Origin of the sequence: Longimicrobium sp. (assembly GCF_035474595.1) — a bacterium.
Taxonomy (GTDB): domain Bacteria; phylum Gemmatimonadota; class Gemmatimonadetes; order Longimicrobiales; family Longimicrobiaceae; genus Longimicrobium.
Genome location: NZ_DATIND010000151.1, coordinates 13,246 through 34,819, shown reverse-complemented (window position 1 = coordinate 34,819; position 21,574 = coordinate 13,246). Strand labels below are relative to the sequence as shown.

Genomic DNA, 21,574 nt, shown 5'->3' with positions numbered 1-21,574 from the left:
AGAAGGGAGCGGAATCGATCCACCACCGCCCCCACGCTGAGTTCTCCCCCTCCCCCAGGCAGTTTTGGGGAGGGGGCCGGGGGGAGAGGGCCGACCAGGCGGGCAGGGCATCGCCACCCGTCGCCGAGCCTCATCTCTCGATGAGTTCGCTGTAGATGCAGATCCGGAAATCCGCCCGGCACGAGGCCGGGCGGGCGATCAACCAGCAAGGCCCCGCCCACCGCGGCGGGGGCACAAACCACACGGCACCAAGGGAGTCTCTGCCATGCTCGTTCTGGGTACCCACAGCTTCTCACCCATCCGCGACTTCGAAACCATGGATCCGGGGTGGGCCTACCACGACGCGGCGGCGGTGCTGGTGGAAGACGGAAAGGTGCTGGCCGCCATCGAGGAAGAGCGCCTGAACCGGGTGAAGCACTCCAACGCCTTCCCCGCGCGCGCCATCCGCCGCTGCCTGGAAGAGGCCGGGAAGACCCTCGACGACGTCGACCTCATCGCCGTCGACTTCTCCGAGGCCAACGTGAACCAGTACTACCTGGCCCGCGCGCTCGAGAACGCCGCGCACCCGCTGGGCAGCGGCCGCCGCCAGGTGTCGGGCCTCTTCCAGCGCGAGTTCGGGCAGGAGGTGGCCGACCGGCTGCGCTTCATCGACCACCACCGCGCGCACCTGTACAGCGCCTTCCTCCCCTCCGGCTTCCAGCGCGGGCTGGCGGTGTCCATCGACGGCTCGGGCGACTTCCTCTCCGGCGCCATCGGCACCTTCGAGGGGAACGACCTCACCATCCTCCGCGAGATCCCCCAGCGGCAGTCGCTGGGCTTCTTCTACCGCGAGTACATCGGGCTGGTGGGCTACACCCGCTTCGACGAGTACAAGGTGATGGGGCTGGCGCCGTACGGCGACGCGTCGCGCTACGCCGACATGTTCGCGCAGTCGTACCGCCTCCTTCCCGACGGCGCCTACGAGGTGGCCTCGCTGGCCACCCTGCTGCGCATCACCCAGGCGGCCGGGCTGGCGCACCAGGCGCGCCGCAAGGGCGAGCCCTTCAACCAGTCGCACCGCGACTTCGCGGCCGGGCTGCAGCAGGCGCTGGAGAAGATCGTGATGCACGTGCTCACCCACTTCCAGGCCGAGACGGGCGCGCGCTCGCTCTGCATGGCCGGCGGCGTGGCGCACAACTGCTCCATGAACGGCCGCATCGCCTACAGCGGGCTGTTCGACGAGGTGTGGGTGCAGCCCGCCGCGCACGACGCGGGGAACGCGCTGGGCGCCGCGCTGGCCGTGCTGCACGACGAGGGGGTGGAGATGAACCCCCAGGCCATGAAGCACGTCTACCTGGGAACGGGGATCCCCGACGACGGCGGCGTGGAGCAGGGACTGCGCGGCTGGGAAGGGCTGGTGACCTTCCAGCGCAGCGCCGACGTGGAGCGCGAGACGGCCGCGCTGCTGGCCCAGGGCCAGGTGGCCGGCTGGGTGCAGGGGCGCTCGGAGTTCGGCCCGCGCGCGCTGGGCAACCGCAGCATCCTGGCCGATCCGCGCCCCGCCGAGAACAAGGACCGCATCAACGCGATGGTGAAGAAGCGCGAGGGGTACCGCCCCTTCGCGCCCTCGGTGCGGCAGGAGCGCGCGGGCGACTACTTCGAGCTGCCCAAGACGAGCGACGAGTTCCCGTTCATGACTTTCGCGCTGAAGGTGCGCGAGGATGCGCGGACGCTGCTGGGCGCCATCACCCACGTGGACGGCACCGCCCGCGTGCAGACGGTGGCGCAGGACACCAACCCCCGCTACTGGGGGCTGCTGGGCGCCTTCGAGGAGCACACCGGCGTGCCCATGCTGCTGAACACCTCGTTCAACAACCACGCCGAGCCCATCGTCGACTCGCTGGACGAGGCGGTCACCTGCTTCCTCACCACCGGGCTGGACTTCCTGGTCGTGGGCGACTGGGTGGTGCGCAAGCGGGGCGACGACGCGCGCCTGGCCGGCTACCAGGGCCTCTCCCCGGCGCTCCCCTCCACCCGCAAGCTGGTGATGCAGAGCGGGGTGGACGGCGCGCGCGAGTACCTCATCGAGAGCACCGTGAACCGCTACTTCGGCGAGAAGGCCACGCCCATCTCCGCCGACGCCTTCGGCGTGCTGTGGGACGCGGACGGCCGCCGCACGCTGGGCGAGCTGATGCCCGAGCGCGGCATCAGCGGCGACGAGCGGGTGGGCCGGCTGCTGAAGGAGATGGAGGACCTGTGGTCGCGCCGCGTGGTGACGCTCAGGCCCAGCGGCGCCGCGCGATGAGCGGCACGGGCGGCGGCCCCGGCGGGGCGGAGCGGATCGCGGTGGTGGGCGTGGCGTTCCGGCTTCCCGGCGCGCCCGAGCTCGCCGCGTCGCTCCGCGGCGGCGGGGCGGGGGAGACGGACGGCGGGGCGTTCGACGCCGAGTTCTTCGGCTTCGCGCCGGGGCAGGCCGATCACCTTCCCGCCGGGCACCGGCTCTTCCTGGAGCAGGCGTGGGCCGCGCTGGAGCACGGCGGCTGCGACGCGGCGTCGTTCCCCGGCCGCGTGGGCGTCTTCGGCGGCGCGGAAGGCGGCGCGCCCGCGGCGTACGGCGGCCCGCTCCGCGTCCTGGGCGACGGCGACCTGCTGGCCACGCTGGTGTCGTCGCGCCTGAAGCTGCGCGGCCCCTCCGTCACCGTCCGCTCCACGGGCTCCCGTGGGCTCTCCGCCGTCCACCAGGCCTGCGGCGCGCTGCGGGTGGGGGATTGCGATGCCGCGCTGGCCGGCGGCGTCGCGCTCCCTCCTTCAGGCTGCTGCGGAACGTGCCCCGCGCTCGCCTCGGGCGGATGCGGCGGCTCGGAGAAGAAGGGCGCCGGCGCCGCCGTCCTCCTGCTGAAGCGCCTCTCCGACGCCCTGGCGGACGGCGACCGCGTGCACGCCGTCATCACCTCGTCCATCGTCGACGGTGACTCCTCCGCGCCAGCCGTGACGGCGGGCGAGGCGGCGGCGCTGGCGGAGCTCGTGCGTGCCGTGATTTCCGTCGGGGAGGGAGACGGATCGCCCTCCGCCGCGTCCTGCTCGGACGGCGTGGTGCGGGTGGAGATGGAGAAGGCCCCCGCGCGGGAGATGGGCGAGGCGGAGGACGAGCGGCCGGAGCTGCTGGTCCTCTCCGCGCGGACGCCGGAAGCGCTGGAATGGCTCACGGCGGAGATGGCGGGGCAGCTGGAGGATGGCGTGGGCGCGCCGCTGGCCGACGTCACCTTCACCCTGGCGCGCGGCCGCACCGCCTTCGCGCACCGCCGCGCGCTGGTCGCCTCGTCCGCCGCCGAGGCCGCCTCGCTCCTCAGGAGCGGCGACGCCTCGCGCGTGGCGACGCACACGGCGGGCGGCGACGATCCGGGCGTCGCCTTCCTCTTCTCGGGGCTGGGGACGCAGTACGCGGGGATGGGGCGCGAGCTGTACGACACCGAGCCCGCCTTCCGCGCCGCGATGGACCGCTGCTTCGCCGTCCTGCGCGAGCAGTGGGGGATGGAGATGGCGCCCGTGCTCTACCCGGCGACGGCGAGCGCGGCCGGGCAGGGCGGGGGATGGGACCTCCGCGCCCTGGTCCGCGGCGGCGGCGGGCCCACGGAGGGCGATCCGCTGCAGGGCGCGCGCTGGGGGCACCCGGCCATGTTCTCGGTCGGCTACGCCCTCGCCGAGCTCTGGCGCGCGCGGGGGATCGAGCCGCGCGCGGTGGCCGGGCACTCGCTGGGCGAGTACGTGGCCGCGTGCGTGGCCGGCGTGTTCACGCTGGAAGACGCGCTGTCGCTGGTGATGCGGCGCGCCGCGCTCCTGGAGCCCGTCGCCGGGAGCATGGCCGCCGTCTCGCTCCCCGGGGACGAGACGCGGGCGCTGGTGGACGCTGTGGTGGCGGAGGGCGGCCCGCTCTGGCTGGCGGCGGTGAACTCCCCCCGCTCGTGCGTGGTGTCGGGGAGCGCGGACGCCATCGCCCGCTTCACCGAAGCCGCCGAGCGCGAGGACGCGCTGGTGATGCCGCTCGCCGTGCGCCACCCCTTCCATTCGGGGCTGCTGGAGCCCGCGCGCGACGCCTTCGTCCAGGTGCTCGCCTCCATCCAGCGCCGCGCGCCCGAGATCCCGCTGGCCGCGAACGCGACGGGCGGATGGCTGACGGCGGAAGAAGCGCAGTCGACCGACTACTGGGTGCGGCACCTGATGGCGCCCGTGCGCTTCGCCGATTGCGTGGACACGCTGCGCGGGCTGGGCGGCGAGCCGGTGCTGCTGGAAGTGGGGCCGGGCGCGGTGCTGGGCTCGTGGGCGCGGCAGCAGGGGGCGCAGCGCGTGGCCACGTCGCTGCGCCACGGCCGCCAGCCGGGGAGCGACCGCGCCATCGTCCTCCGCGCGCTGGGCCAGCTCTGGACGTACGGCGTCGCGGTGGACTGGTCCCGTCAGGAGAGCGCGGAGCGCCGCCGCCGCGTCGTCCTCCCCGGCCACCCCCTCGCCCTCCGCCGCCCGACCCAGACGGAACCGCTCGCGGGCGAGCTCCGCTGACGGAAGGGTTGCACGCGGAGAAACGGAGAAGCGGAGAGGGAATGCCACCCCTCTCCGCTTCTCCGTTTTTCTGCGTGCATCCTCGCCGCATCGACCCGGCATCAGGAGATCGGTCGTGAGCGCCGATGCCGCGGAGTGAGCGGACCAGCCTCGCGCAGTTTGCGAGGCTTCCCGTAGTTGTTGCTGCGACTTCAGTCGCCGGTGACCGGTCGCGCCCGGGACTTTCCATTCACGCCGACCACATCAGGTGGATCCTGCCGGGAGGACGAGCCGGGCGACGCATCCCCGCGCATCCGTGCGGTTCCGCAGCGTCAGCGTCCCCCCCAGGTTCTCGGCGATCTGCCGCGAGAGCACGAGGCCGATCCCCGTCCCGTGCGGCTTGGTGGTGAAGAAGGGGACGAACAGGTTGGCCGTCTCCGGCAGCCCCGGCCCGTCGTCCTCCACCCGGATCTCCACCGTCTCGCCCTGCATCCCCCATCCCACCCGCACCCCGCCGCCCGTCTCCAGCACGGCGTCGGCGGCGTTGCGGAGGAGGTTGATCATCAGCTGGTCCAGCTGGTCGCGGTCCGCGCGGATCTCCACCGGCGCGCCCTCGGCGACCTGCACGGCCACGCGCGTCTCCAGCCCGGCCGCGTGGCGCACCCAATCCCCCACCTCCATCGGCCGCAGCGTGGGCGGGGGGAGGCGGGCGAGCCGCGCGTACTCGGCCATGAAGTCGCCCAGCGCGCGCGCCCGGCACCCGATCACGTCCAGCCCGCGGAGCAGGTCGTCGCGCAGGTCGGGCGGCGGCGGCTCGCGCCCGGTCAGCTTGTGCAGCGTGCCGGCGATGGACTGGATGGGCGCCAGCGAGTTGTTGATCTCGTGGCTCAGCACCCGGATCAGCCGCTGCCACGCCTGCCGCTCCTCCTCGCGCAGCGCGCTGGAGAGGTCCGAGATCACCAGCAGCCGGTGCCGCCGCCCGCCCTGGCGGAACGGGTCGCGGCGGATCTGCCAGCGCCCGCTCCCGCCGGGAAAGGCGTGGTCCACGGTGCGAAGCGCCTTCCCCTCCAGCGCCACCGCCAGCCCCACCTCCTCGGCGCCCAGGCCCAGCAGCCGCTCGCGCGGGCGCCCCAGCAGCCGCTCGCCAGCGCGGTTCACCAGCCGCAGCCGCACCTGCTCGTCGAAGGCGAACACGGCGACGTCGATTTCCTCGATCACCTTGCGCAGCAGCGCCGTGGCCTCCATCGCCCCGATGCGCTGCTCGCGCAGCGTGGCGCTCAGCGCGTTGGCCTCCAGCAGCACCAGCCCCAGCGCGTCGTCGGCCCGCGCGCCGCGCGCCCGCAGCGCGAAGTCGCCGCCACGCAGCGCGCCCAGCTGGTTGGCCAGCGTCTGCAGCGGGTGCACCACGCGCTTGCGCAGCGCCGCCGCCAGCCCGATCCACATCCCCGCCACCAGCAGCGTCAGCGCCCACTTCACCGGCGCCGGGAGCGTCCCCGTCCACAGCAGCGCCATCGCCAGCGCGAAGCCGGGAAGGCCGGTGAGCAGCGCCCCCCGCAGCACCTGCGTCTGGTGCCGCGGCTCCCGCCGCCCGGCGGCCGACGAAGCTCCCTCGGCCGCCGCGGCTCCGGCGGCGCGCGCCGCGCCATCCCAGGGCCGCGCGGAGGGGCGGCTCACGCGTCTTCCTGCGCCTGCAGGCCGAAGCGTTCCAGCCTGCGGTACAGCGCGCTCCGGCTCAGCCCCAGCGCGTCGGCGGCCTGGCTCACGTTGCCGTTGTAGCGCGCCAGCGCCTTGCGGATCAGCAGCCGCTCGGCGTCCTCCAGCGACATCTCCTCCATCGCCGCCGACGCGCCGGCGGGCGCCCGCAGCGCCAGGTCGCCCGCGGCGATCGCCAGGCCCGAGGCGAGGAGAACGGCGCGCTCGATGGTGTGCTCCAGCTCGCGGATGTTGCCGGGCCAGGCGTACCCCAGCAGCGCCTGCATGGCGTCCGGCTCGAAGCCCGTGAGTTCCTTGCGGTAGCGCGCCGCCTGCCGCGCCAGGAAGTGCCGGGCCAGCGGGGGGATGTCCTCGCGCCGCTCGCGCAGCGGGGGAAGGTGGATCTCCACCGTGTTCAGGCGGAAGAGCAGGTCCTCGCGGAAGCGCCCCTCGGCCGCGGCCTGGCGGATGTCCAGGTTGGTGGCGGCAAGGACGCGCACGTCCACCCGCCGCGTCTTGCTCGAGCCCACGCGCTGGAACTCGCCGGTCTGCAGCACGCGCAGGAGCTTGGCCTGCTGCGCGTGCGGCATCGTCCCGATCTCGTCCAGGAAGAGCGTCCCCGTGTCCGCCAGCTCGAAGGCGCCCACGCGGTCGGTGCGCGCGTCGGTGAACGCCCCCTTCACGTGGCCGAACAGCTCGCTCTCGAACACCCCCTCGGCAATGGCGCCGGCGTTCACCGTCACCAGCGGGCGCTGGGCGCGCGGGCTGCTGGCGTGCAGCCAGCGGGCGACCACGTCCTTGCCCGTGCCGTGCTCGCCGGTGATCAGCACCGTGGCCTCGGACGGCCCCACGCGCTCCATCAGCCGCAGCACCGCCTCCATCCCCCGGCTCCCGGCGATCATCTGCGGCAGGCCGTCGGCGCGCAGCCGGCTGTTCTCCTGCTCCAGCCGCTGGCTGCGCCGCAGCGCGCGCCCCAGCTCCACCTGGCGGTTCACCGTGGCCAGCAGCTGCGCGTTGTCCCACGGCTTCTGCACGTAGTCGCGCGCGCCGCGGCGCATGGCCTCCACCGCGCTTTCCACGCTTCCCCACGCGGTCATCACCACCACCGGCAGCGTCGCGTCCAGCGCCTGCAGCCCGCCCAGCAGCTCCAGCCCCTCGCGGCCGGAGGTGGTGTCGCGGGTGTAGTTCAGGTCCATCAGCACCACGTCCAGGTCCTGCTCGCGCGCGAGCGCCAGGATCCCCGCGGGCGAGCTGGCGGTCTCGATCTGGAAGCCCTCGCCCTTCAGCAGCAGGCGCAGCGCCTCCAGCACGTCCGGCTGGTCGTCGGCGATCAGGATGCGCGGCGGCGGGATGATCTGCATCGGTACGGGCGTTCGCTTTCGGGAGACGGGAAAATCGGTCGGAAAGCTAGTGCTCCGCGCCGCATAAGGGTACCCGCTCCATCTTCGCCGGATGAAGAACGGCTCAAGCAGGAAGATGAAGAAGACAGATATCACACGGAGGAAACGGAGGCGACGGACACGGTCTGGCGCGCCTTTCCGTCGCCTCCGTGTCACCCCTGCCACCTCACGCGGTAAATCCGGCCGGATCTCCACTTCCCGCCTTTTTGTCGGTGCGTTCTCTTGCTCTCTGCCGGGGAGCTCAGGATGGCGGGAGAAGAACGCGTGTGCTAATCTGTCGTAAAGCGATGGCAGTGCCCTTTCCCAGCGAGACATGTCCCGAAGTCCGACTGATTCTTTGCGCCCTCGCCGAATCCCTGCTGCGCCGCACCCTCAGCCGGTGGGGCTGGGTATATTTCAGGAAATGAATCGTGAAGACGAAGAATTCACCCTCCAACTCTGGCGCAGGGTAAGAACGATCATCGATCAGCAGGCCGGCCGTGATGACGGCGACCACACCGTCCAGGCGCCGGAGCCTACTCTGGACGAGGCGTTTGCATGCATTCGGAATGCTGCCGGTCACCGCCGCGAATTCGTGGCTTGCTCCCTGGTCGCTATTTCCACGTGGGCCGAGGACAATTCCTATTTGCAAACAGCCACGCTCTGCGTCGAATCTGCCGCCTACCTGACCCCTGGCGATCCCGCACCGGCGATCATCGCCGGTCGGCTGCGGCGACGGACGGCGGACTACGACCGGGCGGAAGGCTGGTATCTGCGGGGTGCGGCGCTGGCTCGCTCTCTCCAGAAGTGGGAATTGTTCATTCAAGCACTGCTCTGGCACGGGTTCTTGCATTTCCAAAAGGCTGAATACAGCGAGGCCGAACGGAAGTACCGATCCGCCGGAAGGGCAGCCAGGCGTTACGGGCGCAGGGCTTTGGCAGGAGTGGCGCATCACAACCTGCTTACCCTCGCGTCCGATCTGGGCTCATATGCAGAAGGTGAGCGGCACGCGCTGAGAGCACTGTCTCTCTATCCCGTATACTTCCCGCGCGTGCCTCACCTGGTCCACGACTACGCATTCTTGCTGGCCCGGAATGGCTTTTATACGGCCGCGCTGAAGCTTCTGGACCACGTCGAGCCGCTGATTTCCGCAGTCCAGGAACGCGTGGTGGTGGTCGGCAACATTGCACGCGCTGCCGGTGGGGCACGCAGAGCCGACCGGTTCGAAACCGCAGCCGACGAGGTTGTCCGCCTCGCTTCGGTGTCGGACGAAAACGCCTCACGCGGGCTCCTCGGTGCAGCAGAAGGAGCCCACTCCTTGGGGCAAGCCTCGCGAGCGGTGGACCTCGCTGCACGAGCGATGGATCTCGCTCTTCGCCGGAGCGACAATGAAGTGCAAAGGCTCGCACGCGTGCTGATTGAGCGCACGGAACGACAGGAATCTCCTCCCGCCGACCGGGCCGCGCCCTCCGGGTATGCCGCCCTGGCGCGAGAGTGCGTTGACAGATTGGGCCGATGGGCTTCCCGTCCTCGCGGACAAGCAGCACGCATGCTACGCAAGCATGAACCGAAGCAACCCCCGCCGAGCGAAACAGCCGCCTCTACCGGATGGCGACGGGGCGCCACCTAGCATCGCGAACGCACGTCTTCGTGATCAGCGCCCACCACCACCCAGCGAACCACCGTTGATCGGTGTGGCCGCGGCGGAATCGCTACCCGGCGCAATCCCACCCGAACGTCCGCCTCCCCCCAGCGAACCGCCGTTGTCGTAGCGCGCCCCATCGGGAAACGTGGGCGTGCCCGCTGTTTTTTCGCATCCCGCGACGCCGCATGCGATACCCAGCGCCAGGCACATTGCGAGGCCGATTCGCTTCATGGTGTGTCTCCCCCGTGGTCCGCGGGTGAATTGCATTCGAGCGCCGGACGGCGAAGGGGGAGTATAACCTGCACCACACACGAGCCGCCAGAACCGTAGTCAGTTCGCACGCGCCAATTTGTAAGTCAGTTCCGGGATGCTGATTTGTGCGGCTGTTTGCACGAAAACGGATGCCCTACGATTCACTTCCGGAGGCAGCAGGAGGCGCGAGGCGGGGGAGTGGTCCGCTCCAGTTCCAACGGCGGCAGGCTGCGGCAGCGTGTCAAGTCGAGATTCCTTTCGGGACGATACGGAAGCGCTCGCCACGATGCTGTACGGCATCTTCGACGATATCCCGCCGGAGCAGCGTGATGACGCCGTGCGGGAGTTCGCGGAGCGGCTGGCGGAAATCCACGAGGCCCACGGTCGGGAGGTTCCCGGATGGCTGGGCCGGCTGCGCGCGCGGCTCCGGACGTGAGCCCGCCGCACGAAGCGCGGGTACGGGTGCAGGCGATGGAGGAAGAGCCGGGGGAGGTCGCGAGGTTGATCGCGGCTCCTGCTCAAGCCCCGCTGCGACGAGGCGGAACTGGCGGAGCTCGACGTCGGCGCGGGCGAGCTGCGCGACGGCATCCGGCGCGCGGCGCCAGGTGCACATCCGAGATGACGAGGCGCTGAGGTCGTGACCTTCCCACGCGGAAGCTCCAGCGAGCTGGAGCGGATCAGGAGCGCGCTCCAGGCCGAGGTCGACGCTCGTTCGCTGCGCTCCGTCGCGGAGTCGGTGCGAATGTCGCCCACGGGCCTGAGCAACGTGCTGAACGGGACGCAGCCCTATGGCAAGACGATGGTCCGGCTGCGGGAGTGGTATCAGCGGGAGGAGGGCTTGAGCGGAGTCCCCGCGCAGGTGATCGCGGACCAGCTCCGCCGCTACGTGAGCACGCTGCCGGAGCCGGATGAGGGAGTGGCGATCCTGATCGCCACGATCAACCGGCTATATGGCAGTGCGGGAGTGCCCGCGCCGGAGTGGGTGCGGCGGGTACGCTCCAGCCTCACCGGGTAGGGAAGAGGGAGAATGCCGAAAGGACGCGGCGCCCGCAGGGCGCTTCTCATGATAGTCCCGGCCGGGATCACGCTGGCGGGGTGCCTGGGCGCCGGACCGGCGAGCGCGGACCGGGGGAGGCGCGACTGCCCTCGCGAGTACCCGCGCACCCGTGCGATCGCGGTCCGTTTCCTATCGTCGCCGGCGCTGGCGGTGCAACGGGCAAAGCACGGGATCAACGTAAGCCCCGCGCAGCTGCGGCTACTCACGGACCGGCGAGACAGCGAAGCGTGCAGGAGGCTTCGCGCCGCCGCCGTCGCGGCGCCGGGAGGCGAGCCGTTCACCTACTTCCGCGCAGGCGGCTTCTATTTTCTCGCCGCAGCCGCCCCGCCGCGGTCGGAGTTCGCGATACTCCTCGTGGTGCGCCGCGACCTGACGCTCACGGACGCGTTTGCGATGTGAACGGGGCCAAGGTGCGGAAATCTGCCCGGATCCCGGTTTCCGGTGCCAGCGGGCGCACTCCCGGTCTTTTTACGATCCGGGTGATGCTCTGGATGCGGCTACGCGTGCACGAAGCCGTGGCGCTCCAGCTCGTCGAACACGCCGCTGCTCTCGTCGCGGACGACCTGGCCGTCGAACAGGTGCACGCTGCGCTGCGCGTGCTCGGCGTAGCGCGGGTCGTGGGTCACCATGCAGATGGTGGCGCCCTCGGCGTGCAGCTCACGCAGCAGCGACATCACCTGCTCGCTGTTGGCCGAGTCCAGGTTCCCCGTGGGCTCGTCCGCCAGCAGCACGCTGGGCGATCCGGCGATGGCGCGGGCGACGGCCACGCGCTGCTGCTGGCCGCCGGAGAGCTGGCTGGGGTAGTGCCCCATCCGGTGGCTCATCCCCACCTTCTCCAGCGCCTCCTGCACGCGCTTCGTGCGCTCGCCGGCGGGCATGCCGCGGTAGGTCAGCGGCAGCTCCACGTTCTCCTTCACCGTCAGGTCGCCGATCAGGTTGAACGCCTGGAACACGAACCCGATCTCGCGGTTGCGGATGCGCGCGCGGTCCGCGGGCGTCAGCCCGGAGACGGGCTCGCCGTTCAGCAGGTACGTCCCGCTGCTGGGCGAGTCCAGCAGCCCCAGGATCGAGAGCAGCGTGGTCTTGCCGCAGCCGGACGGGCCGGCGATCGCCACGTACTCGCCCTTCCCGATCTCCAGGTGCACGCCGCCGAGCGCATGCGTCTCCACGTCCTCGGTCAGGAACACCTTGCTCACGCCCTCGAGCTTGATCAGCGCGTCGCTGCCGTTGCCGTTACGCTTGTTCATCAGATGTAGCGGGGTTGGGGGATCGATATCGATGGATGCAGTTGCTTACTTCAGCCGCACGCGCTCGGCGGCGTCGTACTGCGACATGTCCGACAGGATGATGACGTCGCCGGGGTTCAGCCCGCGGACGATCTCCACCGCGGTCGCGGAGCCGCGGCCCAGCTGCACGCTCACGCGCTCGGCCTCGTGGCCGCCGGGGAGCAGCCGGAACATCCCCACCGTGCTCTCGGCCTGCCCGTAGGCGGGGCGGCCGACGTGCAGCACGTCGCCCAGGCGCTCCAGGTCCACGGTGCCGTCCACCGACATGTCGGGGCGGGCGCCGCGCGGCAGCGGGCCCGTCAGCGCCACGTCCACCGTGACGGTGCCGTTCTGCGCCGCCGGGTCGATGCGCGTCACCCGGCCCGGCACCACCCCGTTGCGCGTGTCGATCGACGCGGGCTGGCCCACCGCCAGGTCCTTCGCCTGCGTCTCGGGGATGCGGAGGACGGCCTTAAGCGTCCCCGGCTGCACCACCTTGGCCAGCGTGGCGCCCGAGTTCACCCACTGCCCCAGCTCGACGGGAAGCTCCTGCAGCACGCCGGCCTGCGGCGAGCGCACCTGCATCGATGCGATCTGCGTCTGGTTGAACGCGGCAAGGCGGCGCAGCATCGTCACCTGCCCCTCCTGCCCGGCGATCTGCTGGCGCATGGAGCCGCGCATGTAGTCCAGCCGCTGGCGCTCCACGTTCAGCCGCGTCTGCAGGTCGGCGGCGTTGTCGCGCGCGGTGGCCAGCTCCTGCGACGAGACCATGTTCTGCCGCGCCAGCGCCTCGGCCGACTGCGCCTGTCGCTGCGCCTGGTTGAACTGCGCCTGGATCTGGGCGACGGCGCCCTGCTGCGTCAGCAGCTGGTTCTGCAGGTTCGTCCGCAGCGTGGTCAGCTCCGCCTCGGCGGCGGTGAGCTGGCGCTGCGCCTCGAGCGCCTGCCGCTCCACGTCGGGGTTGCTGAGCTCCACCAGCACCGCGCCTTCCGCGACGGTGGTGCCGGGCTGCACCAGCTTCCGCTCCACGCGCCCCTGCGTGACCGCGCTGATCCAGCGGATGTTCTCGGCCACCAGCGTGCCGGGGCCGCGCACCTGCCGCATCATCTCGCCCTTGCGCACGGTGTCGGTCCACAGCGTCGCGCGGTCGACCGACGGCGCCGCCGGGTCCATGCGCGCCAGCGCCGCGGTCACCACCACCAGCAGCAGGATCGCCGCGCCGCTGTAGGCGAACCACTTGCGGCTCTTGCGCGCCGGCTTGCGGGGAATATCCACGTTTCCAACTCCGGAAGATTGAGATTGAGGATCGGTCGCCAGCTCGTTCGGAGGGCGGTGCTGCGCGCAGAGTAAAGGAAGACGCGTGCCGATTTGTATCTTCAGATAAGTCTTTGCAGCGCAACAACTTCGTCGATGGAGCCGGGAGGATCGGTATGCGGATGTGGGAACCGCCGTCCCACGAGCGGACACCCTCCGCCCGCCAGCCTCACACCCGAGGCCGCACCGGTGCCGTTTCCTCCGCCCCGATGCCGGACAGCAGTCCCGCGGGGACTTCGTGCAGTTGTTGCCGCGAATTCATTCGCCTTCCCAGCCGCGCTCGCCGATGGCGGAGAACCCCCCCACCGCCATCGCCTCTACCGGAACGGCACTCCGGTCGCCGCCGCCACGCGCTCCAGCGCCTCGACCACGGGGCGGATGACGGGAACGCCGTGCTCGCGGCGCGTCTCCTCCGCGCGGCGGTTGGGGTCGCCGGGGATGATGGGCCCGGTCGTGCCCGCGGCCGGGCGGGTGGAGCGCATCGTCCGCACCCAGTCATCCACCTGGCGGCGGAACTCCGCCGGGTCGGCGAACGCGTCGATGCGGAACGCGCCGAACATGTGCCCCACGCCCAGCCCCACCGAGCGCGGTGGCTCCGGGAGATGCGCGGGGAAGGGCGGGGGGAAGGGGCCCCAGTTGGCTCCCGGAAGCGCCGCGGCCAGCAGGTCCACCATCGCCGCCAGGCAGTATCCCTTGTGCCCGCCGTGCTCCGCGTCGCCACCCAGCGGGAGGAGCGCGCCGCCGTCCAGCATCTCCCGCGGGTCCGTCGTCATCCGCCCGTCGCGGTCGATGGCGGTGCCCGCGGGGATGGTGGCGCCCTTCCGCGCCGCGTGCTCCACCTTGCCGAACGCGATGGCGCTGGTGGTGAAGTCGATCACCACCGCCGGCTCCTCCATCCCCGGAAAGGCGATGGAGATGGGATTGGTCCCCAGCATCTTCTCCGCGCCCCAGAGCGGCGCCACCTGCGGCGGCGAGTTCGTCATCGCCCACACGATCAGCCCGCGCGGCAGCCCCTGCAGCGGATAGTACTCGCCCGCGCCGAAGTGATTGCTGTTGCGCACCGCCACCCATCCCGTCCCCACCCGCTCCGCCTTCTCCATCGCCATCTCGTTCGCGCGCGGCCCGACCACCAGCCCCAGCCCGTTGTCCCCATCCACCGTGGCCGTCGCCGGCGACTCGCGCACGGCGTGGATGTTCGGGCGCGGGTTGATCCTCCCCTGCTCGAACATCTCGTGGTACTGCGGGAGACGGGCGACGCCATGCGTGTCGATCCCGCGCAGGTCCGCGCTGGCCAGCACCCCGGCCGCGAGCGCCGCGTCCTCCTCCGGCACCCCGCACGCCGCGAACACGCGGGTGGAGAACTCGCGCAGCCGCTCGATCGGGAAAGTCTCGGCCGCGGTCGCAGGTGTATCGGTCACGTTGGTCGGTCGCTGAAAAGATGAGCTCACGCGGAGACGCCGAGCCGCGGATGACTCCTCCGCGACTCCGCGTCTCCGCGTGAGACAGGTCGATGCCGGAATCTACGCGCGGACCGCCTCCAGCGCGCGTCCGAGGCGGGCGATCCCCTCCTCGATCACCTGGGGCGTCGAGTGGGAGAAGTTCAGGCGCATGCAGTTGCTCCCCGTGCGGCTGCCGTCCGCCGCGAAGGCGTGGCCGGGGACGAAGGCCACGCGCTGCTCCAGCGCCGCGCGCAGCACCTCGGCGGTGTCGTAGCCCTCCGGAAGCTCCACCCACACGAACACCCCCGCGGACGGCCGCTGCCAGCGCGACCCGGCCGGGAAGTGCGTCTCCAGCGCGGCCAGCATGGTGTCGCGGCGAAGGCGGTACTCGCGGCGGACGGTGGCCAGGTGCCCGGCCAGGTGCCCGCCGTCCAGGTACCGCGCCGCCGCGCGCTGCGCCAGCGTGGCCGTGTTGATGTCGCTGGCCTCCTTGGCGATGGCCAGCAGCGGCACCAGCTCCTCGGGCACCACGATCCACCCCAGCCGCAGCCCCGGCGCCAGGATCTTGGAGAACGAGCCCACGTACAGCACCCATTCCGCGTCCAGCGCGCGGATCGGCGTGGCCGCGGGCCCGTCGTACGCCAGGAAGCCGTACGGGTCGTCCTCGATGATGGGCACGCCGTGCTCCGCCGCCAGCGCCGCCAGCCGCGCGCGCTTCTCCGCGCTCAGGCTGAGCGACAGCGGGTTGTTGCCGTCGGGCACCGTGTACAGGAACGCCGGCCGCGAGCCGGAGGCCAGCAGCGACTCCACCGCGTCCACGTCGATCCCCGTCTCGGGGTCCGACGGCACGGTCAGGAAGCGCGGCCCGAACGGCTCCACCGCCTGCTGAAGGCCCGTGTAGCACAGCGTCTCGGTGATGATCTCGCCCCCGGGCTCCAGCAGCAGCCGGGCGAGAAGGGCGATCCCCTGCTGCGCGCCGGTGGTCAGGAACACCTGCTCCGGCGCGCAGGTGACCCCGCGCTGGGCCATCAGCGCGGCCACGTGCGCCTGCAGCGGCGCGTGCGGCGGCGAGTACTGCAGCGCGCGCGGGTCCTCGGCCAGCACCGCCGCGGCCGCGCGCCCGTACTCCTCGGTGGGGAACAGCTCGGGCGCGGGAAGGCCGAGGGCGAACGAGATCGTCCCCGGGCGCGTTCCCACCGACAGCATCGTCTGCAGTGCCGACGCCCCCGAGGCGCGGGCCCACGCCGCCAGCTCCATCCGCGTCCGCGCCGGCGCGATTTCGGTCATCATCTCCACCCAGAAAGAAGGGAAACCTCACGCGGAAATACGGAGCCACGGAGGCCCGGTTCTCCGCGCCTCCGCGTCTCCGCGTGAGATCACCCGCACTCACGCACTTCCGCACTCACGCACTTCCGCACTTCCGCACTTCCGCACTTCCGCAGCGAAGATCAGATCGTCCCGCGGCGCTCCTGCTCGCGCTCCACCGCCTCGAACAGCGCCTTGATGTTCCCCGAGCCGAAGCCCAGCGCGCCCTGCCGCTCGATCAGCTCGATGAACATCGTCGGCCGCGACCCCACCGGCTCGCTGAAGATCTGCATCAGCCGGCCGTCGTCGTCCCTGTCCACCAGGATTCCCAGCTCCTGCAGCTCCGCCATCATCTCCGGCCCCAGGTGCCCCACGCGCTCCTCCAGCACCTCGTAGTACGTCGGCGGGACCTTCAGGAAGTTCACCCCGTTGTCGCGGATGGCGCGCACGCTGCGGCGGATGTCGGGGGTCAGGAAGGCCACGTGCTGCGCGCCCGCGCCGCGGTTGAAGTTCAGGTACTCCTGCACCTGGCTCTTCTCGGCATTCTGCGCCGGCTCCACGATGGGGAACTTCACCTTCCCCGACGCGTCCTCCACCACCTTGCTGTTCATGGCGCTGTGCTTGGTCCACACCATCTCGTGGTGAGACTGGTGGAAGCCCAGCACGTCGGTGTAGAAGTCGATCCAGCGGTCCAGCTCGCCCTGCTCCATGCTCACCGCCACGTGGTCCACCTCGGTGATCCCGGTCGAGACCGTGGCGGGAGCGCCCAGGATGGGGTCGAAGCCGGGGAGGAAGGCGCCGCCGTAGCCGCGCCGCTCAACGAACGAGTGCACCGTGTCGCCCGGCGCGGCGATGGTGGCGCGCAGCACGCGGCCGTGCGCGTCCTCGTGCACCCGCGGCTCCGACAGCCCGTGCGCGCCGCGGCGGACCGCCGTCTCGAAGGCGGCCTCCACGTCGTCCACGGTGAACGCCACGTCCTTCACGCCGTCGCCGTGCAGCGCCGCGTGCCGCGCGATCTCGGACTCGGGGGCGATGCCGCTGGTCAGCACCAGCCGCACGTCGCCCTGCTCCAGCACCACCGACATGCGGTCGCGCACCCCGGTTTCCAGCCCCGCGCGCGCCACCGGCCGGAACCCGAACACCGCGCGGTAGAAGTGGGCCGCCTGGTACGCGTTGCCCACGTACAGCTCCACGTGGTCGATGCCGTTCAGCTGCAGCGCGCCGTGGAGCACGGGGGCCTGGATTTCCTGCTCGATCGTGGCCATCAGGGACTCCCTGGGGAGATGAACGTGCGCCGCCTTCCCGCGGGCGGCGGCGATGCGTGCGGGATGGGCGGATCACGCGGCGGGGGGGCGCCGCGGAACACGGCCGGTTCCGGCCTGCGATCCGAATGAGACACTGGCGAGAGACTCCGCACGAACGGACCCGCACCGGCCCAAAGAGTAGCCACGACCGTTATGTGACGTCAAGGGCACCCCTGTAAACACCCGATTCCATCCGGCGCGCGGCCGGTGGCACATGGGTTTCCGGCAGACCCCCGTACGGCCGGGCCTCCCCGGCGACGGGTGTTTCCGTCGACCTGGATGAATAAAAAGTCGTTCCGGTGCGGTTGAAAATGTAATGGCGCATTCCGTGTCGGTACGGGGTCATCCCTTGTGGTTCTGAGCTTGTGGCCTTATCAGTTGTGCGCCGCGGTAACCGCATGTTTATCGGCGAAGCGGCGGGAGACGGGTGGCCGGGCGGCTTCTGGCGGGCTTCGCGTCCGAATGGGAGCTCCACCGCACTGCCGGATTCCACTCACGGGACCGCGCTCTGCCGGTGCGCCGGGCGCGCCGCCCGGGGTCGAAAGGCGCGATCCCGCATCCATCTCTTTCCAGACTCTTTGTATTAAACATCCGTGAACTCTGGATGGCTGCCGCCCCCGGGCGGCGCTCCCGGAGCGACGGAAGCAGCAGGCCGGTTCGGTGCCGCATCCCCGCAGTCGAACGGCAGCGTGTCCTTGTCCGCCGCGGCCGGTTCATGGAGACAGCCGGTCTCCAGCTCCGCCGCCGCGCGTCAAAACATTCGCCGCCGCTCCGGCGCGAGCTGCGCCCGCCAACCGAAGTATTCGCGCGCCGGGACCCCGGCGCGAGCGGCATCCCCGCCGCGGGCGCGGCGGCGGCCGGACCCCCCCCACAGGCACCAGGTAGCGCGAATGACCCCGATCGGCGCAGCTGCGGCAGTGGTTGCGGGACGCGAGCCCGGAAAGGTGCGCGTTCCCGGCGGGATCGTGCAGCCGCCGGCGCCGCACGCCGGCGAGCGGGCGGACGCGGACGGCCGCGCGCCGGAGTCCGCCGCCGCGCACGGGCTGGAGCCCCTGCGCGCCGGAGACCCGGAGCTGTACGGCCTGGTCGCCCGCGAGCACCGGCGGCAGAACGCCACGCTGGCGATGGACGACGCCTCGGGCGTGGCGGGCGCGGCCGTGCTGGCCTGCGGGGGATCGCCGCTGGCCAACACGCCGGCCGGGTGCGGCGTGGCCGGCGCGGTCGAGCGCATCGCGGTGCTGCGGGCGCGGCTGGCGTTCGCGGCGCGCTACGCCAGCGTGCGGCCGGCCTCGGGGTCCGCCGCCCGCGAGCTCGTCCTTTCCATCCTCCTCCGCCCGGGCGACGTCGTCCTGGCGCCGGAGGCGGACGGCTTCCCGTCCTCGCCCCCCGGGACGGTGACGGTGGCCTGCGGGGCGGGAGCGGACGGGCGGATCGACGGCGAGGCGGTGCGGCGGCTGGCGCTGGAGCACCGGCCGCGGGTGATCGTCTGCGGCGCGTCCGCCCATCCCCGCGCCACCGACTTCGCCGCGTTCCGCCGCATCGCCGACGAGGCGGGCGCCTTCCTCCTGGCCGACATCTCTCCGGTGGCCGCGCTGGTGGCGGCGGGCGAGCACCCCAGCCCCATCGACCACGCGCACTTCACCATCACCCGCACCCGCGGGCAGCTGCCGGGGCCGCGCGGCGGGCTGGTGCTGATGGGGCGCGACCACGACGCCCCCGCCCCCGTGGGCGAGGGGACGCTCTCCGGGGCCATCGAGCGCACCGCCTCGCTCGCCTCGCCGGAAGGGCCGGACCTGGCCGCGATCGCCGCCGCCGCCAGCATGCTGGCCGCCGCCGCGTCGGCCGGCTTCCACGAGGCCGCGCGCCGCGCCACCGCGGGCGCCCGGGCGCTGGCGGCCGGGCTGGCTTCGCGCGGCTGGGCCCTGGTCACCGGCGGCACCGACACCCACCTGGTGGCGGTCGACCTTTCCGCGCGCGGGCTGGCCGGCGCGGTGGCCGAGCGGGCGCTGGAGGAGTGCGGGATGAGGGTGAGCCGGTGCCGCGTTCCCGGAGACGGGCGGAGCCCTGCCGCCGCGAGCGGCGTGCGCCTGGGCACCCACGGCCTGGCGCTGCGGGGGATGGGCCCGGCGGAGATGGCGCGGTGCGCCGAGCTGGTGGACATGGTCCTGGCCGCCGTGCGCCCGGTGGACGACGACGCGTACGAGCTGTGCCCCGCCGTGGCCGCCATGGCGCGCGACGAGGTGGCGGCGCTCTGCGCGCGCTTCCCCATCCCCGGCTGGTCCGCCGATTGGCCGCCCGAAGTGGTCTCCATCGCCCCGCCGCGTGCGACCGCGCCGGTCGACCCGTTCTCGCTCCCGGCCGGGGACGCCGCATGACGCTGGCGCGGGACGGGGCCGGACTGGAGCGGGTCGTGGCGGGCGGGACCGGTGCGCGGGCGGCGTTTCCGGCCGATCGCTGCATCCACGCGCTCATCGAGGAGCAGGCGGCGCGCACGCCGGACGCCGTGGCGCTGGTGTTCGAGGACGCCTCGCTGGCCTACCGCGAGCTGGACGCGCGGGCGAACCGGGTGGCCCACCACCTCCGCCGGCTGGGCGTGGGGCCGGAGGTGCCGGTGGCCATAGCGCTGGAGCGCGGCCTGGAGCTGGCGGTAGCCATCCTGGGCGTGCTGAAGGCGGGCGGCGCCTACGTTCCGCTGGACCCCGGCTACCCGGCCGAGCGGCTGCGGCACATGCTGGCCGACTCGGCCGCGCCGGTGCTGCTGACCCAGGAGCGGCTGCGCGGCGCCGTTCCCATCCCCCCGGGCATTGCCGTCGCCAGCATGGACGGAGGATGGGACGCCATCGCCGCCGAGCCCGCGGAGCCGGTGGAGAGCGGCGTCACCCCGGACAACGCGGCGTACGTCATCTACACCTCCGGATCGACCGGCCGCCCCAAGGGCGTGGTGAACGCGCACCGCGGCGTCGTCAACCGCCTCTGCTGGATGCAGGCGGAGTACGGGATCGGGCCGGGCGACGCGGTGCTGCAGAAGACGCCGGTCTCGTTCGACGTCTCGGTGTGGGAGCTGTTCTGGCCGCTGCAGCAGGGGGCCACGCTGGTGATGGCCCGGCCGGACGGCCACCGCGACCCGGCGTACCTGGCCGAGGTGATCGAGCGGCGCGGGGTGACCACGCTGCACTTCGTTCCCTCGATGCTGCGGCAGTTCGTGGACGCGGCGGACCCGGCGCGCTGCCGGACGCTGAAGCGGGTGATCTGCTCGGGCGAGGCGCTGCCGCCCGCGCTGGCCGCGCGCTTCCACGAGCGGTTCGCGCCGCCGGTCACGCTGCACAACCTGTACGGCCCCACGGAAGCCGCGGTGGACGTCAGCCACTGGCCGTGCGAGCGCGCCGCGGCCGACGTGGTTCCCATCGGCCGCCCCGTGTGGAACACCGAACTGTACGTGCTGGACGCGGAGCTACGCCCGGTGCCCGCCGGCGCATCCGGCGAGCTGTACATCGGCGGGGTGCAGGTGGCGCGCGGCTACCTGAACCGTCCGGCGCTGACGGCGGAGCGTTTCGTCCCCGACCCCCTGGGCGGCATGCCGGGGGCCCGGCTGTACCGCACGGGCGACGAGGCGCGGTGGACGGAGTGCGAAAGTGCGGAAGTGCGAGAGTGCGAGAGCGACTCATCGCACGCCGAAGCCACTCTCGCACCTTCGCGCTCTCGCACTCTCGCACTTCACTACCTGGGCCGCCTGGACGACCAGGTGAAGATCCGCGGCTTCCGCATCGAGCTGGGCGAGGTCGAGGCGGCGCTGCGCGGGTGCGAGGGCGTTCACGACTGCGTGGTCGTCGCGCGCGAGGACGGGGGCGGAGAGCGGCGGCTGGTGGCGTACGTCGCCGGCGCGGCGGAGGCGGACGCGCTGCGGGCGCACCTGCGGCGGACGCTTCCCGAGCACATGGTGCCGGGCGCCTTCGTCACGGTCGACCGCTTTCCCGTTTCGCCCAACGGCAAGCTGGACCGCAAGGCGCTTCCCGCGCCCCGCTTCGAGGCGGCGGACGCGGAGTACGTGGCCCCACGCACGCCGGCCGAGGCGGCGCTCGCGGCGATCTGGCGCGAGGTGCTGGGGCTGGGCCGCGTGGGGGTGCGCGAGAGCTTCTTCGAGCTGGGAGGGCACTCGCTGCTGGCCATCCGCGCGGCGAGCCGCATCTCCCGGACCTTCGGTGCCGAGCTGACGCTGGACGCGGTGTTCGAGAACCGCACCATCGAGGCGCTGGCCCGCCATCTCCCCGATCCCCCGGCCGTTCCGGCGCATGGCGGCCGCGCGGCGGAGGTGGGCGAAGCCGCCAGCCCGCACCGCCTGCTGGCCGTGATCGACGACCTGTCCGAGGACGAGCTGGACCGCCTCCTGGGCCTTACCACCTGAAGCCGGAA

General features: G+C 72.2%; 15 protein-coding genes. 7 read left to right on the top strand and 8 right to left on the bottom strand.

The window, feature by feature from the left end; translation table 11 throughout:
* Positions 1 to 265 precede the first annotated feature (265 nt).
* Both VLK66_RS25870 and VLK66_RS25865 read left to right on the top strand, forming a co-directional pair.
* A complete protein-coding gene (locus VLK66_RS25870) occupies positions 266 to 2,284 on the top strand; it encodes a carbamoyltransferase family protein (protein ID WP_325312403.1) in 2,019 nt (672 codons plus the stop codon).
* Positions 2,281 to 4,533 carry a type I polyketide synthase gene (locus VLK66_RS25865; protein ID WP_325312402.1) on the top strand — a complete coding sequence of 751 codons (2,253 nt, stop codon included), beginning with the start codon at positions 2,281 to 2,283 and terminating at the stop codon, positions 4,531 to 4,533. The genes VLK66_RS25870 and VLK66_RS25865 overlap by 4 nt, the downstream gene beginning before the upstream one ends.
* Positions 4,534 to 4,776: 243 nt before the next feature.
* Here VLK66_RS25865 and VLK66_RS25860 read toward each other — a convergent pair whose 3' ends face one another.
* Both VLK66_RS25860 and VLK66_RS25855 read right to left on the bottom strand, forming a co-directional pair.
* Entirely contained in the window at positions 4,777 to 6,186 is a 1,410-nt protein-coding gene (locus VLK66_RS25860) for a sensor histidine kinase (RefSeq protein ID WP_325312401.1), read from the bottom strand.
* Positions 6,183 to 7,565, bottom strand: coding sequence for a sigma-54 dependent transcriptional regulator (locus VLK66_RS25855; protein WP_325312400.1), 1,383 nt, complete (start codon positions 7,563 to 7,565; stop codon positions 6,183 to 6,185). Before VLK66_RS25855 ends, VLK66_RS25860 begins: the two co-directional genes overlap by 4 nt.
* 442 nt (positions 7,566 to 8,007) lie before the next feature.
* Here VLK66_RS25855 and VLK66_RS25850 point away from each other — a divergent pair, with 442 nt between their 5' ends.
* Positions 8,008 to 9,213: a hypothetical protein gene (locus VLK66_RS25850; RefSeq protein ID WP_325312399.1), complete on the top strand. Its 1,206-nt coding sequence runs from the start codon at positions 8,008 to 8,010 to the stop codon at positions 9,211 to 9,213.
* A 24-nt stretch (positions 9,214 to 9,237) separates the two neighbouring features.
* Here VLK66_RS25850 and VLK66_RS25845 read toward each other — a convergent pair whose 3' ends face one another.
* Positions 9,238 to 9,459 carry a hypothetical protein gene (locus VLK66_RS25845; protein WP_325312398.1) on the bottom strand — a complete coding sequence of 74 codons (222 nt, stop codon included), beginning with the start codon at positions 9,457 to 9,459 and terminating at the stop codon, positions 9,238 to 9,240.
* Between the two features lie 307 nt (positions 9,460 to 9,766).
* Here VLK66_RS25845 and VLK66_RS25840 point away from each other — a divergent pair, with 307 nt between their 5' ends.
* The gene (locus tag VLK66_RS25840; RefSeq protein WP_325312397.1) at positions 9,767 to 9,916 is read left to right on the top strand and encodes a hypothetical protein; all 150 of its coding nucleotides are present in this window, start codon (positions 9,767 to 9,769) and stop codon (positions 9,914 to 9,916) included.
* A 201-nt stretch (positions 9,917 to 10,117) separates the two neighbouring features.
* The gene (locus VLK66_RS25835; RefSeq protein WP_325312396.1) at positions 10,118 to 10,495 is read left to right on the top strand and encodes a hypothetical protein; all 378 of its coding nucleotides are present in this window, start codon (positions 10,118 to 10,120) and stop codon (positions 10,493 to 10,495) included.
* A 539-nt stretch (positions 10,496 to 11,034) separates the two neighbouring features.
* Here VLK66_RS25835 and VLK66_RS25830 read toward each other — a convergent pair.
* From VLK66_RS25830 to hppD, 5 genes are all read right to left on the bottom strand, one after another.
* A complete protein-coding gene (locus tag VLK66_RS25830; RefSeq protein WP_325312395.1) occupies positions 11,035 to 11,784 on the bottom strand; it encodes an ABC transporter ATP-binding protein in 750 nt (249 codons plus the stop codon).
* Positions 11,785 to 11,829: 45 nt separating this feature from the next.
* Positions 11,830 to 13,077: an efflux RND transporter periplasmic adaptor subunit gene (locus VLK66_RS25825; protein WP_325312394.1), complete on the bottom strand. Its 1,248-nt coding sequence runs from the start codon at positions 13,075 to 13,077 to the stop codon at positions 11,830 to 11,832.
* A gap of 356 nt (positions 13,078 to 13,433) precedes the next feature.
* Positions 13,434 to 14,534, bottom strand: a complete 1,101-nt coding sequence (locus VLK66_RS25820; RefSeq protein ID WP_325312393.1) for an Ldh family oxidoreductase — start codon at positions 14,532 to 14,534, stop codon at positions 13,434 to 13,436.
* Between the two features lie 102 nt (positions 14,535 to 14,636).
* The gene (locus tag VLK66_RS25815; protein WP_325312392.1) at positions 14,637 to 15,845 is read right to left on the bottom strand and encodes a PLP-dependent aminotransferase family protein; all 1,209 of its coding nucleotides are present in this window, start codon (positions 15,843 to 15,845) and stop codon (positions 14,637 to 14,639) included.
* Between the two features lie 158 nt (positions 15,846 to 16,003).
* Positions 16,004 to 17,125, bottom strand: a complete 1,122-nt coding sequence (gene hppD / locus VLK66_RS25810; protein WP_325312391.1) for a 4-hydroxyphenylpyruvate dioxygenase — start codon at positions 17,123 to 17,125, stop codon at positions 16,004 to 16,006.
* Between the two features lie 983 nt (positions 17,126 to 18,108).
* On the opposite strand from hppD, the gene glyA reads away from it, so the two are divergent.
* Both glyA and VLK66_RS25800 read left to right on the top strand, forming a co-directional pair.
* A complete protein-coding gene (gene glyA / locus VLK66_RS25805) occupies positions 18,109 to 19,539 on the top strand; it encodes a hypothetical protein (protein ID WP_325312390.1) in 1,431 nt (476 codons plus the stop codon).
* On the top strand, positions 19,536 to 21,566 hold the full coding sequence (locus tag VLK66_RS25800) for an amino acid adenylation domain-containing protein (protein ID WP_325312389.1): 2,031 nt from the start codon (positions 19,536 to 19,538) through the stop codon (positions 21,564 to 21,566). The genes glyA and VLK66_RS25800 overlap by 4 nt, the downstream gene beginning before the upstream one ends.
* Positions 21,567 to 21,574: the final 8 nt, after the last annotated feature.